22 protein-coding genes are annotated in these 14,690 nt (G+C 35.0%); 3 read left to right on the forward strand and 19 right to left on the reverse strand.

Annotated elements, in window-relative coordinates; genetic code table 11:
• Positions 1-64: 64 nt before the first annotated feature.
• The gene (locus CDOMC_RS09550; RefSeq protein WP_169941681.1) at positions 65-442 is read left to right on the forward strand and encodes an ArsR/SmtB family transcription factor; all 378 of its coding nucleotides are present in this window, start codon (positions 65-67) and stop codon (positions 440-442) included.
• Between the two features lies 1 nt (position 443).
• A complete protein-coding gene (locus CDOMC_RS09555; protein WP_172129559.1) occupies positions 444-2,561 on the forward strand; it encodes a heavy metal translocating P-type ATPase in 2,118 nt (705 codons plus the stop codon).
• Positions 2,562-2,932: 371 nt separating this feature from the next.
• On the opposite strand, the gene CDOMC_RS09560 is transcribed toward CDOMC_RS09555, so the two are convergent.
• From CDOMC_RS09560 to CDOMC_RS09580, 5 genes are all read right to left on the reverse strand, one after another.
• On the reverse strand, positions 2,933-4,054 hold the full coding sequence (locus CDOMC_RS09560; RefSeq protein ID WP_236861318.1) for a Fic family protein: 1,122 nt from the start codon (positions 4,052-4,054) through the stop codon (positions 2,933-2,935).
• A gap of 967 nt (positions 4,055-5,021) precedes the next feature.
• Complete coding sequence (locus tag CDOMC_RS09565) at positions 5,022-5,303, reverse strand: DNA/RNA nuclease SfsA (protein ID WP_172127342.1); 282 nt, start codon at positions 5,301-5,303, stop codon at positions 5,022-5,024.
• Positions 5,278-5,658: a hypothetical protein gene (locus CDOMC_RS09570; RefSeq protein WP_172127343.1), complete on the reverse strand. Its 381-nt coding sequence runs from the start codon at positions 5,656-5,658 to the stop codon at positions 5,278-5,280. Before CDOMC_RS09570 ends, CDOMC_RS09565 begins: the two co-directional genes overlap by 26 nt.
• Positions 5,659-5,806: 148 nt before the next feature.
• The gene (locus CDOMC_RS09575) at positions 5,807-6,043 is read right to left on the reverse strand and encodes a hypothetical protein (RefSeq protein WP_172127346.1); all 237 of its coding nucleotides are present in this window, start codon (positions 6,041-6,043) and stop codon (positions 5,807-5,809) included.
• A 29-nt stretch (positions 6,044-6,072) separates the two neighbouring features.
• Positions 6,073-6,246 (reverse strand): hypothetical protein, encoded by a 174-nt coding sequence (locus CDOMC_RS09580; protein WP_172127347.1) that lies wholly within the window; start codon positions 6,244-6,246, stop codon positions 6,073-6,075.
• Positions 6,247-6,386: 140 nt separating this feature from the next.
• On the opposite strand from CDOMC_RS09580, the gene CDOMC_RS09585 reads away from it, so the two are divergent.
• Complete coding sequence (locus CDOMC_RS09585; RefSeq protein WP_172127348.1) at positions 6,387-6,590, forward strand: XRE family transcriptional regulator; 204 nt, start codon at positions 6,387-6,389, stop codon at positions 6,588-6,590.
• 638 nt (positions 6,591-7,228) lie between these two features.
• On the opposite strand, the gene CDOMC_RS09590 is transcribed toward CDOMC_RS09585, so the two are convergent.
• The 14 genes from CDOMC_RS09590 to CDOMC_RS09655 all read right to left on the reverse strand — a co-directional run bounded on the left by CDOMC_RS09590 (position 7,229) and on the right by CDOMC_RS09655 (position 14,689).
• Positions 7,229-7,753, reverse strand: a complete 525-nt coding sequence (locus tag CDOMC_RS09590; RefSeq protein WP_172129560.1) for an ATPase — start codon at positions 7,751-7,753, stop codon at positions 7,229-7,231.
• Between the two features lie 523 nt (positions 7,754-8,276).
• Entirely contained in the window at positions 8,277-8,780 is a 504-nt protein-coding gene (locus tag CDOMC_RS09595; RefSeq protein ID WP_172129561.1) for a hypothetical protein, read from the reverse strand.
• Positions 8,777-9,043 carry a type II toxin-antitoxin system RelE/ParE family toxin gene (locus CDOMC_RS09600; RefSeq protein ID WP_172129562.1) on the reverse strand — a complete coding sequence of 89 codons (267 nt, stop codon included), beginning with the start codon at positions 9,041-9,043 and terminating at the stop codon, positions 8,777-8,779. Before CDOMC_RS09600 ends, CDOMC_RS09595 begins: the two co-directional genes overlap by 4 nt.
• Complete coding sequence (locus CDOMC_RS09605; RefSeq protein ID WP_169975333.1) at positions 9,037-9,261, reverse strand: hypothetical protein; 225 nt, start codon at positions 9,259-9,261, stop codon at positions 9,037-9,039. Before CDOMC_RS09605 ends, CDOMC_RS09600 begins: the two co-directional genes overlap by 7 nt.
• A 258-nt stretch (positions 9,262-9,519) precedes the next feature.
• Positions 9,520-9,849: a hypothetical protein gene (locus tag CDOMC_RS10220; protein WP_236861319.1), complete on the reverse strand. Its 330-nt coding sequence runs from the start codon at positions 9,847-9,849 to the stop codon at positions 9,520-9,522.
• Positions 9,850-10,492: 643 nt separating this feature from the next.
• On the reverse strand, positions 10,493-11,461 hold the full coding sequence (locus CDOMC_RS09615) for an AAA family ATPase (RefSeq protein ID WP_172129563.1): 969 nt from the start codon (positions 11,459-11,461) through the stop codon (positions 10,493-10,495).
• Positions 11,462-11,503: 42 nt separating this feature from the next.
• On the reverse strand, positions 11,504-11,785 hold the full coding sequence (locus CDOMC_RS09620) for a hypothetical protein (RefSeq protein ID WP_172129564.1): 282 nt from the start codon (positions 11,783-11,785) through the stop codon (positions 11,504-11,506).
• A 2-nt stretch (positions 11,786-11,787) separates the two neighbouring features.
• Positions 11,788-12,594, reverse strand: a complete 807-nt coding sequence (locus CDOMC_RS09625; RefSeq protein WP_172129565.1) for a hypothetical protein — start codon at positions 12,592-12,594, stop codon at positions 11,788-11,790.
• Complete coding sequence (locus CDOMC_RS09630) at positions 12,594-12,860, reverse strand: hypothetical protein (RefSeq protein ID WP_172129566.1); 267 nt, start codon at positions 12,858-12,860, stop codon at positions 12,594-12,596. Before CDOMC_RS09630 ends, CDOMC_RS09625 begins: the two co-directional genes overlap by 1 nt.
• Entirely contained in the window at positions 12,857-13,009 is a 153-nt protein-coding gene (locus CDOMC_RS09635; RefSeq protein ID WP_172129567.1) for a hypothetical protein, read from the reverse strand. The genes CDOMC_RS09630 and CDOMC_RS09635 overlap by 4 nt, the downstream gene beginning before the upstream one ends.
• The gene (locus CDOMC_RS09640) at positions 13,006-13,239 is read right to left on the reverse strand and encodes a hypothetical protein (protein WP_172129568.1); all 234 of its coding nucleotides are present in this window, start codon (positions 13,237-13,239) and stop codon (positions 13,006-13,008) included. Before CDOMC_RS09640 ends, CDOMC_RS09635 begins: the two co-directional genes overlap by 4 nt.
• Before the next feature lie 96 nt (positions 13,240-13,335).
• Entirely contained in the window at positions 13,336-13,572 is a 237-nt protein-coding gene (locus tag CDOMC_RS09645) for a hypothetical protein (protein WP_172129569.1), read from the reverse strand.
• Positions 13,573-13,770 carry a helix-turn-helix transcriptional regulator gene (locus CDOMC_RS09650; RefSeq protein WP_172129570.1) on the reverse strand — a complete coding sequence of 66 codons (198 nt, stop codon included), beginning with the start codon at positions 13,768-13,770 and terminating at the stop codon, positions 13,573-13,575.
• 217 nt (positions 13,771-13,987) lie between these two features.
• Positions 13,988-14,689 (reverse strand): hypothetical protein, encoded by a 702-nt coding sequence (locus CDOMC_RS09655; RefSeq protein ID WP_172129571.1) that lies wholly within the window; start codon positions 14,687-14,689, stop codon positions 13,988-13,990.
• Position 14,690 lies beyond the last annotated feature (1 nt).

Here is a 14,690-nt window from a genome sequence, read left to right on the forward strand (position 1 = left end):
ACAAAATATTTTTAAAGTTATATACTTGCTCAAATGAATAATTGTTCATATATAAAGGCAAAAAATGCAAGAAAACATACAAAATAGCGATTTAGAAGCAGTTTGTGAAAGCACGATCATACATCAAGATGTGATAGAAAAAGTAAAAAGCGAGCTGAAAAGCGAAGAAATCTTATACGATCTTGGCGATTTTTTTAAAATTTTAGGCGACACGACGAGGATAAAAATTTTAAGCGCACTATCCAAATCGCAAATGTGTGTCTGCGATATCGCGGCACTTTTTGGCATGAGCCACTCGGCCATCTCGCATCAACTTAGAGTGCTCAAGCAAGGAAGATTGGTTAAACACAAAAAGCAGGGCAAGGTGGTTTATTATTCACTTGATGACGAACACGTAAAAAGTATCATCGAACAAGGGCTTACACACATCATGGAGAGATAAAATGAGCACCAAGATAACTCTATCGCTTGAAAATTTAACTTGCGCTAATTGCGCTACGAAGATCGAAGCGAAAATAGCAAAAATGCACGGTATCAAAGAGGCTAATTTAGACTTTTTGGGGCAAAAAATTTCAATAACAAGCGACAAAAAAATAAAGACAAATGAGTTTATCAAAGAAATTCAAGCCCTTGTTGACAGCATAGAAGACGGCGTTATCGTCACTCAATACAAGCAAAAAAATGCTTCGCATGATCACGAAAATAACAATGTAAAAAATATAATTACAAAAATTGTCGTAGGCGGAGTGCTCTTTGCTATCGCGCTTATGGCTCCTGCTAGCGAAACGCTTAAATTTGTGCTATTTTTAGCAAGCTACTTGATCATCGGCTGGAGTGTGCTTGCAAGCGCTGCTAAAAACATTGTAAAGGGACGAGTGTTTGATGAAAATTTCCTCATGGGCATAGCCACACTTGGAGCCTTTGCCATCAAAGAGTATCCAGAAGCCGTTGCTGTCATGCTCTTTTATCAAGTAGGCGAGCTCTTTCAGGAGATGGCAGTAAACAAATCGCGCAAATCAATCGCCTCACTTATGGATATAAGACCTGATTTTGCAAATTTAAAGCTTGGAACACAGATACAAAAAGTCTCGCCTGAAAGCGTTAAAGTGGGCGATCTCATCATCGTAAAACCAGGCGAAAAGGTGCCGCTTGACGGAGAGATCATAGAGGGATTTTCTACTTTTGACACCTCGGCTCTTACAGGAGAATCGCTTCCAAAAGAGATCGGCATAGGAGAAAGTGCGCTAAGCGGCTATATAAACAAAAGCGCTCTGGTAACGATAAAAGTAAGCAAAATTTTTGCCGAATCAACAGTCTCAAAGATACTTGATCTCGTGCAAAATGCAAGCTCCAAAAAGTCAAAAACAGAAAATTTCATCACAAAATTTGCAAGGTATTACACTCCTGCAGTCGTTCTCGTCGCGTTCATGCTTGCATTTATTCCGCCGATTATTTTTAATGAAGAGTTCTCGGTTTGGGTCTATAAAGCGCTTGTATTTTTAGTTATCTCATGCCCTTGCGCGCTGGTTGTCTCTATCCCGCTTGGGTTTTTTGGCGGTATCGGTGGCGCTTCAAAGCACGGCATACTCATTAAGGGCGCAAACTATCTAGAAGCATTAAACAGCGTTGATACAGTCGTCTTTGATAAGACAGGAACGCTTACAAAAGGAGTTTTTAAAGTAAGCGAGATCAAACTGGACAGCAAAAATTCGCAAATAAAAAGCGAAGAAGAGTTGCTAAGGCTAGCAGCCCATGCGGAGTTTTTCTCAACCCATCCGATCGCAAATTCCATCGTAAAGGCATACGAAAGCAGAGGAGGCAAAATTAACGAACAAGACATCTTGAAATTTGAAGAGATAGCAGGGCAAGGCATAAAAGCAAGCATAAACGGCAAGGATATAGCTGCGGGCAATGCTAAATTTATGACTCTTCAAGGAGTTAAATTTGAAGTTTCAAACGAGCTTGGTACAGTGGTTTACATAGCGATAAACGGCGAATTTGCAGGCAAATTTATAATAACGGATGAGCTAAAAATAGACACCAAAGAGGCGATTTTAAAGATCAAAAAAGAGGGTATAAAAGACACCGTAATGCTAACAGGAGATAGCAAAGAGATCGCGCAAGATGTCGCGGACAAACTCGGCATTGCGCAAGTTTTTTCAGAGCTTTTGCCGACACAAAAAGTCGAAAAACTAGAAGAAATTTTGGCCAAAAAAGCAGGGCAGGGCAAAGTGATGTTCGTAGGAGACGGTATAAATGACGCACCGGTGCTTGCAAGAGCCGATGTGGGCGTGGCTATGGGTGGAGTTGGAAGCGACGCGGCGATAGAGGCAGCCGATATCGTCATAATGAACGATGAGCCTTCAAAGATAGCAACCGCGCTTAAAATCGCCAAAAAAACGCGCGCGATCGTTTGGCAAAACATCATTTTCGCACTCGGCATAAAAGCCGCCATCATGATAATGGGAGCCTTAGGATACGCAACGATGTGGGGAGCTGTGTTTGGCGATGTAGGTGTGGCACTTATAGCGATACTGAATTCCGTTAGGGCGATGAGGTAAATTTTGGGTTATTTGTGAATTTTGAAATTGAATAAATAAAAAATGGTGGAGTTAAGCGATACCATAATATACCACTTAAATAACGTATTTATCGAACTTTTAAAGCACTAAATACCCTTACATATTCGATAACATACTCAAGAAATAAGACACATATTTACAAAAATATTAATTATTTTTTTAAGAAAATAAATGTAAAAAAATGAGTTATGAAAAGTTTAGTTTTCAATACAATAGTTAAGTAATACCCTAAAATACGCTATCTTTATTTAGTTAAATATCTGTTTTTAAGTTTCGTTAGCTTAAAGTAGGTGTTTTGGTTTAAGATTTGATATGTTTCACAACTTTTTTAGCTCGAAACTTAATTAAGGTTACACTCTTACAATATTTAATAACGGCTCAAAACTATACATAGCTGAGCGCCTGCCTGATTGTTCTTCCAGTATACGCAAAAGTCCATTTTTTACAAGTTCTTTTGTAATTTTATTTGCAGTTTGCTTCGGAGCTAAACTTTGATTAATAAAATTACTGTTTCTAAAAACAGGATTTGTAAAAATAAAATCCAATGTGTTGATAACAAATTTATGATTTAAAATTTTGCCAAACTCTAGCTTCATTGCTTCATAAAGTTCTTTTATTTTTAATGCTGTGTCTAAATTTTTTTTAGCCTGTTGACTTACTGCTTCAAGAAAGAAGATAACCCAATCAGTCCAGTTGTCATATTCTGAAACATTTCTCATAGCATTTATGTATAAATCTTTATGCTCCTCAAAATATTCGCTTATGTAAAAATGTGGCTCGCTTAAAATTTTATACTGCCAAAGCATAAGAGTTATTAGCATTCTGCCAATTCTGCCATTTCCGTCTTTAAATGGGTGTAATGCTTCAAATTCAATATGAGCCAAAGCTACTTTGATAAGTGGCAATTCATCACTGTTGACAATATAACTAAATAAATTTTGCATACCCTCTTGAATTTTTTCTGGACTTATTGGTATAAAAAGTATTTTGTTCTGATGTGCTAAATAATTCTGTTCTGTTTTATATTCTCCTGGTGTTTTTGAAGCTCCACGTCCAACACTTAATAGTTTTTGATGTGTAGCTCTAATTAAAAATTCATCGAGCTTGTATCCGTCATTTATTGAGTTTTGAGCATCAGATAAAGCAATACTATACAAGAAAGTTTCAATAACATCGGACCTTAAGCGTAAATTATTATTTTGCTCTCCCAAGTCAGCTTGATATTGCAATACTTCATCAAGAGTACTAATAGTACCTTCCATTCTTGACGATAATACGGCTTCTTTATTTCTTAAAGGAGCCAAAAACAGCTCACTATTATGTATAGTTAAAATCATTTGGTCGTATCTAGCTAAAAGGTCAGTGGCTTTTACCAAGTAGGGCATTATCTTTTTGTAGTCAATATTTTGAGGCGGAAATTTACCATAATGATATTTTACCGCTTCGCTTGTATCTAAATTTCTATTATTCACTCTACAACCTCATCATTTTTTTTGAATTGTATATGTTTTTGTATTAAATTTCAATAGTCAATGCCTTTTGTGTATTAAAATTAAGCTTTTTTGTATACACAAACTATTTTGTGTATAAATTTGAATAGACAAAACTATTTGTGTATTAAAATTTGAATTATTTGTATACACAAATTGAATATTTTGTATCTTAACCGCTAAAGGCTTATGAAATTATTAGCCTGATTTTCTGTCATCTTATAGGGAATTTTGACAAGTTAATTTATGCTTAGATATAATTACCACAAAGCAGTAATGCTTCAATATCTAGAAAAAATAAAGGACTTGCAATGGAGATTATAGAGTCAATATTTTACATAATAATATTTATTGCAATTGTTCAGATAATAGGATTTTTTTAGTTCAAGCAGGCAAATATAAGCCCGTTTTTATATTTACTCTACACTTTTCAAAGCTTGTGAATTTATTTTTTGCCTATTCTATCTCTCAGTCTTTGATTATATTTTCTTTGTATTTTTAAAGCTTTTTGTAGTTAGTTATTTTTAATGTAGTGATTAAAGATAATCAAGGTTGTTAGCTCAATCATTTTAGCCTTTCGGGTCCTTTGTAGTTAGTAGGGTTTGTAGGGGTCGGCAGAGCCCCGAAAGAAAATTCTCCGTCAAAATCTAGAAATTTTTCCACACTTTGGCAAGGTTTGCGACTAGTCGCAATTTTACTCAAAGCGTGTATTTTTGTCAAGTTGCGTCATTATTTATACTTCAAAGTCTGCAAACTTATTTATTGCATTTTAGCTTTATTAAAAACCGCCTGAAATGCTAAATGCTCGGCTGATACCAAGCATAAGATTATCGCCCTTATGCTGGCGCTTCCCTTATCTACCTTTTAAAAGCCGTTCAGGTCTTTCACCCTTTAAAGGTACAACAGGCTTAATCGATGGGGTCTTTACTGCTGCCCCCCCTTGTTAAAACTATCTAGCTTGACTTGATCCGCCGTGCCACCGATATGAGCCTTTAGGCTTTGCTTGCTCGAGCTTGTCGATTAGCTCTTTTAAATGTTCGTTTTGCTTATCCAGGTATTGGCACTCTTTAGCATAGTAGTTAAAAGCACAATAAGCCTGATAGCCTGCTTGGTATGTGGCTTCTAGTTTGTTTAACCCTTTTGCCTCTCGCTTTGCTATCTCGTAGGCAAATTTAGCCTTTGCGCTCTTATCCTCTAGCATAGCGTTAATGTATTTCGCTTGTTTTGTCATTGTCTTCCCCTAATACGTATCTGTCAATAAAGCCTATTATTTCGTCTTGTATGCGTTCAACTTCCAGAATAAATATTTTGGTAAATATTTTCAAGTTCTCAACTTCAATATTTTGATTTACTATCCGCATAAATTCCTTTTGGGTTTCTAGCTCTTGCAGATATTCACTCGTTTTAATAATAAGCTCTCTTGGTGCTTCGTTGTAGTCTTTTTTGGCTTCAAACTCTTTTGCCATTGCTCCGGCTGTTAGCTTTGCCTTTTCTTTATCCGTCTTTAGTAGCCCTCTAACGTTAAAAGCCTTATTGTTAGCTTTTAAAACTTCCTTGCTTGCTTGATAAAAATGCTCTTTACTCATCGCTTACCCTTTAAATGATCTTACAAAGATAATAAAGTCTTTGATTGTTAAGCCCTCACGGCAACCGATAATGGATTGATAAAATTTAAACTCTTGATAGGTCATTTTTTATCCTTCTTAATATGTTGTAGTCCTGATGTTGTGATTTTCATTTAATCTCCTTTGCTTCTTTGGTTTTTCTGTCTGCATAAGCTTTTATTTCGTCTGCTATGTCATCTATTAAGCAACTTAAAAAATAATGTGTTTCGCAGTCTCTGTTGTGATTAATGCCTACTCCTTTTGTATGATACGGCAAAGCGTGGGTAATATGGGATATTGCATTAAGTGCAGGTATTATCTCATCAACTAAATCTACTTCGTTCTCTATTTCAAACGTTAGTTTCATTTGGTCTCCTTTGATGTTGATTTCACAATTTATTTAATGTCTTGCTCTATTGATAGCAAGGTTTCATTTACTAAAAGAGCTATGCCGTCTAGGTTGTCATCGGTTAAATTGCCGTTTCTAAGGTCAAAACCGATAAGGCTATTAAGCATAACTCTTAATCCGCTAACTCTCAATGCCGTTTCCTCGTAGTCGTATGAAGTCATTTTAGTTCCTTTAAGCTACTTATTTAAGTTTATTTATTATAAATTATATACTTATATAAATATTTTGTCAAGCAATACTATACTTATTTAAATATGTTTTGATATAATACGATAATTAAATAAGTATAAAAGGCTAACATATGGATAAACAAGAATTTAATGAATTGCTAAAAAGGGTTAATTTAACAAAAAAGGAATTTGCGGAGCTTGTGGGGGTTTTGCCTACTTCAGTTAATAATTGGGGTTCATCTCAAAATATTCCATATTGGGTAGAAACTTGGTTATTAAACTACGAAAAATCAAACCGATATGAAAAAATAAAAGAGCTTACTAAAGATATTTAACCTCATCACTTACTTTTTAACCTCTCTTGTATTTTCCCCTAAAGATTGATAAAATAGCTCCTTAGCAATAAGTGAACGTGCATCTGCACCAGCCGTCAGTCCGACCCGACTATTGTCGGCACGTTGGAGTGTAGGGTGAGGCGCCCCTACCACTTATTGCCTCTACTTTAAAGCAAAGACATATAATCGTAAGGGTGTCGGTAGTAGCTACCGCCTTTAAATCCTACTCTTTAATAAATCTTTAATACTTGCCTTTTTGTCGTTACCCCATAGCAAAAATAACACTACCTCGTATCAAATAGCATAATCAAGCCCTCTAATCCCTTTTAACCTTTAAAGGCATAATCTATCGTCTTGATTATTATTCGTTAAATATCGGCTCTCTTTTGCTCGTCTAGCCGTCTAAGTTAAAGTTAGGTAGCTTTGTATCTTTTGGCTTATTCTTTGATCTGACTACCAAACTATCATAAAAGCGATATTTGCCTTTAAAAATAGGGTAAATTTGTGCTTATTTGATCTTGTGGTTTTGATGTCATTAGACTTCAAAAAATGTCAATGTAGTTTTAAAACATAAGCAGTTATTTATATTGAATTGCTATAATTTCATAGCAATTCGAGGTGGCACTTATCGCCACCACTTATTTGAAGTAATCTTTTAATCCCTCATCAAAACAATCCAAAACATCATCAATAAATGTTTCTAGCATATCAGGCATTATTCCTACTATTTTATTATTTAGCCTGGTTGATATTCTTGGTGCTTTAGCTTCATTAAGCTTGTAAAGGTTTTCAAAATGGAAAGCTCGATTGCGTATAGTCAAAAGCAAAGAGTAGCATATTTGAACTTTTTGAAAATTTGGCATTGATGACTTACCATGTATATTAAACTTTGAATATTTACGAAAATCGATAACTTTTAAATCCACCAAGCTATTATGTATTTTTTTATCATCAATTACTTTTACCCAATATCCAAAAGTTTGCCTAGATATGAATGTGTCATCATCAATATTTAAAATCTTAGCTACTTTATTGCGAGTAACAATCTCTAAAATACCAAGCTTTGGGGCTAGTTTTTGCATTAATAAAAAATTATCCCTATGTTCCGTTTCGCTTGTGTAATTGCTCAATCTCTTATTTGAAAATAGTTCTGCCGAGTTCATAAAAACCTTGATTATTTTTTGATTTGAATTATATAAAATTTATGCTTTAATACAATGCTTCTTAGCTTAGTATACCTTTTAAACACAAAATAAAGCCCGTAGAGAGCTTTTAGCCTTTTTTAATACTTTGGTATTGTTTGATGTCTTTTTATTGATTGTAGGGACTGGTTTTTACTACTTTTAATTTGATTGTAGCTTTTATTTTGGGTTGGGCTGTTTTTTCATTTTACCGATAAACTTAATCATTGCTTAAAAGTATTATAGTTATCAATAGTATTACAAGCAAGTAATACTATTTTTTGCTTTAAAATACCGTATTTTAGGGGCTTTAATGTGTCATCTTTGCTAATAGTATTACAGTATTACTTTAAGGGGATAATGTCCACCGATAAAAGAAAAACCTATAAAAGATAAAAAGCTTAATAGTGTGGTAATACTGTAATACTATCAAAGAGAAAAGCCCTAAAATAGGGCTTAAAAAAGTATTACATATAAGTAATACTATGTAATACTATAATACTTTTTATTTTATAGGCTTTATTAGATTTTCTCTGCCTATTTTTTTAACTTCCCAAAGTTCGCCATCAAGTTCGGTTAATATCTCTCTTGCCAATCTGTCTGTTTTGGCTCTGCCCGCTTGCTCTATTAACTCGCCTTGAGTTATGCCATTTGGGTTTTGGGCTAGGATTGATTTAAATTCTACTATTAGCTTATTTCTTGCGCTTGGCTCTCTTACGCTGTCAAAGTCTTGCGGAAATATTGCATTTACTTTTAAATCTAGGCTAAAGGCTTGATTTTGGTGTAGGTCTCTAGCCTTTTTAACTTCAAAGGCAAATATAATCTCGGTTTCCTTTTTATCGGCTGTCAAATTCCACATCACATCGCTTAAGCTCTCAATCATTTGTGAGCCCGTAAAAATGTCCTCGCCCTTTTTATTGTGAGTGTTTATCCAGCATATCGCCCCTAAGTCGGCGATTGCTCTTAATTTGGTGTAAAAATGTGAAACCTCATCATTTCTTAGTTTCACGACTTCCACTCATTGGCTTTATAAACCCCTAAAAGATAAATAACCTCATCATCTATCATATAAGGGATTATGTAGCCTTTAAATATAAGTTCTCTTTTGTTTTGGGTTATGGTTCTACCCATTAGCGGGTTTGCTTCTAATAGCTCCACTTTGTCAAGCATTTTGTTAATAAACTCAATAGCCCTATTTTTGCTATCCTTTGCGATAAAATCAAATACCGCCTTAAGTTCATCATTAAATCGTTCGGTGCGCCTAACTACCATTTGGCAACCTCATCCCTTATCCCTTTTAAAGGGTAGGTGTCAAGCTTTCCGCTTTTTATCGCCTCAATATCTGCTTCATATTCGCTAAATCTTGATTGGTATTCGGCTTCATCCGTTATACTCTCTAGCTTCTTGTTTGTAGCCTCTGCCAATGCCTTGCTTATGGCTAATATCTGGTTAATTAATGCCTCATCTGCTCTTAGTGTGATGGTTTTCATAATTAGCCCCTTTGTCGTTTGTCATATTCTAACCACTCCGCACTTAGAAAAATATTAGCTCTCTAGCGTTCAAAAATGGCGTTCATTTTGCTGCTCATTTTGTTTCTGTCACATTATCTTAGCTTCGATATTATCGTGCTTTGCTTTGCTTGTGATTGCTCATTTTAGTGTTCATTTCTTTGTATGCTATTTAGTGGTCATTATTGCGGTCATTTTTTAACCGCTACTCTTTAAAAAATATGTTTTTATGGTGCTTTTTTATTGCGGAAGGTGTTCCCTTTTTAAATATCTCTTTTTAGATGCCTTTGCTCTATCTTTTGCCATTCTGTTATCACATATCCACGTATAAGCCTCTAATGGCATTTCGTAAATTTTGCTTAGCTCGTCTTGGTATTTATCCACTTTGCAGGTTCTTAGATTATTTATGATGGTTTCGTCCGTGTAAGAGCATTTAAAGACTTTTAGGATCATAAAGGCTAACTCTGTGAGATAGTAGTCGTCTTGTCTAGCCTCCCAATTTGGATAAAACTTATCTAAGACATCATAAAGCTTGCTAAGAGGTTTTAGGTCAAGAGGGATTAGTTCCAATATAAGCCTTTTTGTTTTTTATGAAATTTTAGAGTGTTTTTGTATTCGCTTTTCTTGTTGTGGGGTTTTATTAATCTGACTGTTTTTTCTTTTTGCCGATAAAGTGATGAGGTAAAAGCATTCAAAGAGTTGGGATTTGATCTAGAATCTAGCAAGACTTAACTGCTCTTTTATCGATTTCAGTTTTTTACGAGCATATTCAGTTTTTTACAGTTTTTTAAAGGTATTAAAAAACTTAAACCCCTTGATACTACGATGTTTTAACGCTGTTTTAATTTCAGTTTTTTAGTTTTTTAACGTATATAAAAAAGCCTGTAAAAAACTAAAAAATCATCCGAAAAAGAGCAAAAAAGCTAATTCGTAGAAAAATTAAAAAACTGAAAAAAAGACATAACGATAAGCCCCTAAAATACGATATTAGTTCAGTTTTTTAATAGTCGTAAAAAACTCTAAAAAACTCTAAAAAACTAAAAAACTGAAATATGGATATAAATACATATAAAAATATAAATATACATATAAATTTATTTATCTATTTATATCATTATTTACTTTTTGTTAATGATTTTTGATTGTTTTTGTAGGTGTATTTTTTGTGTAGAATAGAGGCTTTTACCTTTTATCGGTTAAGCCTCTTTGTCGGTTACTCTTGAAACTCTACGGCTTCAATAGCTCCGTATTGTGTAGCGTCTATTTGATTGTTGCTTTTAGTAGTGGTTAGTGGTTTGTATATGCTTGCGTTTCTAAAGCCTTTTATTATGTGATATTCTTTTTCATCATACCGCTTTAAGAAGTCCCATAGGGCATTATCGCCGATGACTGTTACGGTATCCTCTTTTGCCTGCTCCTTTATCTTTTTGGCTAGTTCGCTTTGATTTATGCCTACTCTACTATCGTTTATTGCTTGTATAGCATAATCAAGCGTATATCGCTCTTTAGCGGTCAGAGCGTGCTTATAATAATCGTCCTTTGTGGCGGTAAAAACCTCGCTATCTATGATAAATGCCGTCGGCTCGGCTCCGTTTCTTGCCTTTGTAGGCTTTAACGTTAAAATGAGTTTATTGTCGGCTTTGTCTTTGCTTGTCGATTTATTAGCCAAAAAATAAGCGGTATCAACGCTATCGATAAAGGCGGTCGCTCCTTTGTAGGCTTCGTTATTTTCGTCAGGGTCTTTGCTCTGTTTTGGTTGGTGGTGCAAAAATATAACTGTAGCCCCGCAGTCCCTGAATGTTTTTAAGTGGTTTAGAAACGGCATTACTACGTTATCGCTACCCAAATCGCCTTTTATAAAGTCTCTTATGCTGTCAATCAGTATCAAAGTGCCTTTTAGCTTGTCTTTGCCTGTGGTTTCGGCAAGTTCGGATAATACGGTGTAGCGGTTCAGGGTTTCGCCCGTGTCGCTCTCTTTAAATAGCGGTATGTATTCAACTTTGTATCGCTCGACTATCTTATCAACTCGCCTATTTTTAAGAGTTGTGCGTCCGTTGTCGCCGTCTAAATAGATAAATCTTTGTATCTGTCCTTTTTTTAAGAGTTCTACGCCCAAAATTAAAGCTAAAAAGCTTTTACCGCTTCCGCCTGTTGCGTATATCGTTGTAATGCTTTGCTCCATTAAAAAGTCATCTATTAGCCAAACGGGATTAAAGTTTCTTATTTAGTCTGCTGTTATAATAAATCTTGACAAAGTATCAAAGCTAATTTTTTGTTTGGCTTTTTTTACCTCATCGCTCTTTAAAGCTTCCGCCCGGTCTTTTTGGCTTTTTTCGGTGTTCGTTTTATTCTCTATTTGCCCCGATAGTTGCGTTTCTGTCGCTGTTTGAGCGTTTATATCTCGTTCGTTTTTAGCGGGATTAAGATTGTATTCGTCGCCCGGTATGTATCTTGGTGCGTCTTTGCCAAAGTCGTCATCAAACTCTAATAATCCGTTTCTAAGCATTTTTATACCCTCCCTTGTCTTTCTCTTATCTCTTTAGCAAGTGCTTTTAAAATATCCTTATGGCTATGGTCCTTTGATAAATCAATAATAAAATCTCTTAGGTCATAGCCTTTGGGCTTGTCTTTAAATCGTATCTGATAAAGCTCTTTTGTAACTTCGCCTATAAAAGGATAGATAGCATTAAAGCCGTTTTGTCCTACTTCGTCATTATCTACAAAGCAGATCACGGCTTTATCCTTGAGCTTTGATAGGATTTCATCCTTTAGAGGGTTATATTCAAATTTGTTAAGCTCGTCTGCGTTTTGAAAACAGATATAAGATGAATTTAGTATCTTAAATAGTCCAGCTTCGCCCATACCCTCTGCGATAAATACCATATCATCGTTTTTGTCTATGTGATGAGGTATAAAGCTATTATTTGAGCCTGTTGCCCTTATCCATTTCTTGCCCTTAATAATCTCGCCTGCTTCATCTCTTATATGTCTAGTGGCTATGGCTTGCACTTCGCCCGTGTCGTCTTTTAGCGTTATGGATAAACTTTGATGTTTGGCGTTATATCCTAAGAAATCAAGCTTATTTAGCTTTGCACTGCAAGCCATTAGGAAGTTGCAAGGATAAAGGCTATAAAGCTCGGCCGTCTGCTCTTGTGTGGCTAAATTTTGAATATCGCAGTATCTCTTTTTAAAAGCTTCTTTTAGCTTATTAGTAAATTCGCTTAGGTTGATTATTCTATTGTCTTGTATCTGTTCGCTTGTCGTTAGCCGTGGAGCGTTTAATGCCACTCCTTTAAAACTCTCTATTGATTTCATCACTCTACCCCTAAAGAATATTTAACTATTTGCAGGGCTTCTTGTTTCGTGTAGCCTGCAACCTCATTTAAAAAGGCGAATATGTCGCCGCCAAAGCTTCCGCCAAAGTCTTTAACGTAGCCGTTGCGATCTATACTTGCACTAGGTGTTCTTTCATCTCTTATTTTAAACTTGTAGCTTCTATCTACGCAGTAGCCGCAACTTATAATAATGCTTGCCACTACATCACGATTGATAAGAGGCTTTAAGCGTTCGTATTCACTCATTTTTTGTCCCTCTTTTTGTCTTTCGTATCTCTCGTCTTATTAAAGTCGTCCATATAATCGCTTATCGCATTTGCGATTATGATATTTTCAAGTAGCTTAACTTTTTTGATTAGTTCTTGCCGTTTCTTTTCTAAACTCTGTTTATTCATTGGATAACCCCTATAAATTTAATAGCCTTTGCCCTGTCTTTGATAAACCTCATCTTGCATTTAGTGCCGTTAGCTCTTGTATGCCACCTACTGCCGATTATTCCTAAGCGTTCCAAAGCTACAAAATACTGATTTGAGTTACTTATGTGTGCTATGTCCGAAGCCGTAACCTCGCCTTGCTCTAGCATTATTTTTACTATTTTTTTCATATTTGTTCTAGCTGTTTTCACTTGTGTATCCTTTAAATAGTTATGCTTGACTTTTAAAGGCTAGTAGATATAATTCAATTTCTGACGTTGAATTACACCCGTTTATCCTATAAGAAGTTAAGCGGGTTTTCTTTCCTCCGGTCTAATACCTAACTTTACTTCAAGCTGTTTTATACTTTCTGATTGCGTGCGTGTGATATGAAACAAGTCAAAAGCACAATCGATAAGCTCTTGCGGAGCTTCGCCCATACTTTTAACCTTGTAATTATGCAAGTGCTGTTTAAAAGCCTTTAGCATAACTTCATCATTTGCGCTAAAACATTCAGGGCTTACGTTAAAGGTTAGTTTTGGCATTTAAGCTCCCATTCTTTGCAAGTAGTCATCTAACTCGCTTTTGTTAAAAAGTATTGTTCTATCCGATAGCCTTTTAGGCTTTGGGAATTCGTCTTTTTTAGTAAATCGCCAAAGCGTAGATATTGAGATGTTAAGATATGCTGCCGCCTCTTTTGGTGCCAAATTTGGTTTGTCAAAGCATATTTTTTTAGCTTTCATAGTAATCCTTTATGATGTCATTTAATATTTTAAGCTAGCTGGTAAATATGAGTGAATTATGCAGGATTTTAGAATGCTAAGCAACGAAGAATATTTTTAGGCTTGTAGCATGTGTTGAGGTGTTTTTTGTAAAGTTAGTGTGTTTTTAGTGAGTTTTAAAAAAGTAAAAGCCCATTATTTAGGGCTTTATAGATAGCTAAAAATATTTTTAGGTTATTTATGCGTTTTTGTCGTTAGGATTAAAATATTTATAAATTTTGTTCGCTAGTGTCGCTTTTTTGTTTTTATCAACTCCGACAATTTGATACATATCGGCTTTTAATACTAGGGTGTCGGTAAATTTTGTTCTTATTGCTTGTGTGTTATTTAATAAATCGTATCGTTCTTTTTGCTCTTTAAAGGGTTTAAAATACTCGTCTGCCATTGATTTAAATTGTGTATATGTTTTTGTTAGTTCTGTGTGGTCTGCGTATCCGTCGAATTTATCAATTATCCAGTTTTCGTTATCAAAATAATCATATTGAAAATAAAAAGAGTGTTCTAAAAGTTGAATAGCTTTTAAATAGTTCTCGTATCTTATGACTATGGCGGTTTTGCTTTGCTTTGTATCTATGATGTTTTTAAAAAACTCCGCAAAGGCTGTTATTATTTCGTCTTTTGCTTCGTCTATCTGATAAAACTTCGTTAAAATTTCAAGCTCCCAAAAAATATCATAATTGCCAAATTCAGCCTCAAAGCTATCATTTACCCGATACCCTAGCATATCGTTAAAAGCGTTAATATAATCTTTTTTGTCGTGTCTATTGCCTGCTAATACCTTTTGAATGTCTGTTATAACTAACTCTATCGCCTCTTTTGTTATGTTACTTTTATTGTCTTTGTTATCTTGTGTATCTCTTGTTTCGCTTAGTTTTGCCATA

Origin of the sequence: Campylobacter sp. RM16192, assembly GCF_004803855.2 — a bacterium.
Classification (GTDB): Bacteria; Campylobacterota; Campylobacteria; order Campylobacterales; family Campylobacteraceae; genus Campylobacter_A.

What these genes read in the sequence shown, in the direction of transcription:
- CDOMC_RS09570 (WP_172127343.1), bottom strand. Translation starts at nt 5,658, where the DNA reads ATGAGTAAAGAGCATTTTTATCAAGCAAGCAAGGAAGTTTTAAAAGCT.
- CDOMC_RS09635 (WP_172129567.1), bottom strand. Translation starts at nt 13,009, where the DNA reads ATGAATAAACAGAGTTTAGAAAAGAAACGGCAAGAACTAATCAAAAAA.
- CDOMC_RS09605 (WP_169975333.1), bottom strand. Translation starts at nt 9,261, where the DNA reads ATGAAAACCATCACACTAAGAGCAGATGAGGCATTAATTAACCAGATA.
- CDOMC_RS09585 (WP_172127348.1), top strand. Translation starts at nt 6,387, where the DNA reads ATGGATAAACAAGAATTTAATGAATTGCTAAAAAGGGTTAATTTAACA.
- CDOMC_RS09645 (WP_172129569.1), bottom strand. Translation starts at nt 13,572, where the DNA reads ATGCCAAAACTAACCTTTAACGTAAGCCCTGAATGTTTTAGCGCAAAT.
- CDOMC_RS09650 (WP_172129570.1), bottom strand. Translation starts at nt 13,770, where the DNA reads ATGAAAGCTAAAAAAATATGCTTTGACAAACCAAATTTGGCACCAAAA.
- CDOMC_RS09565 (WP_172127342.1), bottom strand. Translation starts at nt 5,303, where the DNA reads ATGACAAAACAAGCGAAATACATTAACGCTATGCTAGAGGATAAGAGC.
- CDOMC_RS09580 (WP_172127347.1), bottom strand. Translation starts at nt 6,246, where the DNA reads ATGACTTCATACGACTACGAGGAAACGGCATTGAGAGTTAGCGGATTA.
- CDOMC_RS09555 (WP_172129559.1), top strand. Translation starts at nt 444, where the DNA reads ATGAGCACCAAGATAACTCTATCGCTTGAAAATTTAACTTGCGCTAAT.
- CDOMC_RS09625 (WP_172129565.1), bottom strand. Translation starts at nt 12,594, where the DNA reads ATGAAATCAATAGAGAGTTTTAAAGGAGTGGCATTAAACGCTCCACGG.
- CDOMC_RS09615 (WP_172129563.1), bottom strand. Translation starts at nt 11,461, where the DNA reads ATGGAGCAAAGCATTACAACGATATACGCAACAGGCGGAAGCGGTAAA.
- CDOMC_RS09630 (WP_172129566.1), bottom strand. Translation starts at nt 12,860, where the DNA reads ATGAGTGAATACGAACGCTTAAAGCCTCTTATCAATCGTGATGTAGTG.
- CDOMC_RS09590 (WP_172129560.1), bottom strand. Translation starts at nt 7,753, where the DNA reads ATGAACTCGGCAGAACTATTTTCAAATAAGAGATTGAGCAATTACACA.
- CDOMC_RS09550 (WP_169941681.1), top strand. Translation starts at nt 65, where the DNA reads ATGCAAGAAAACATACAAAATAGCGATTTAGAAGCAGTTTGTGAAAGC.
- CDOMC_RS09575 (WP_172127346.1), bottom strand. Translation starts at nt 6,043, where the DNA reads ATGAAACTAACGTTTGAAATAGAGAACGAAGTAGATTTAGTTGATGAG.
- CDOMC_RS09655 (WP_172129571.1), bottom strand. Translation starts at nt 14,689, where the DNA reads ATGGCAAAACTAAGCGAAACAAGAGATACACAAGATAACAAAGACAAT.
- CDOMC_RS09600 (WP_172129562.1), bottom strand. Translation starts at nt 9,043, where the DNA reads ATGGTAGTTAGGCGCACCGAACGATTTAATGATGAACTTAAGGCGGTA.
- CDOMC_RS09620 (WP_172129564.1), bottom strand. Translation starts at nt 11,785, where the DNA reads ATGCTTAGAAACGGATTATTAGAGTTTGATGACGACTTTGGCAAAGAC.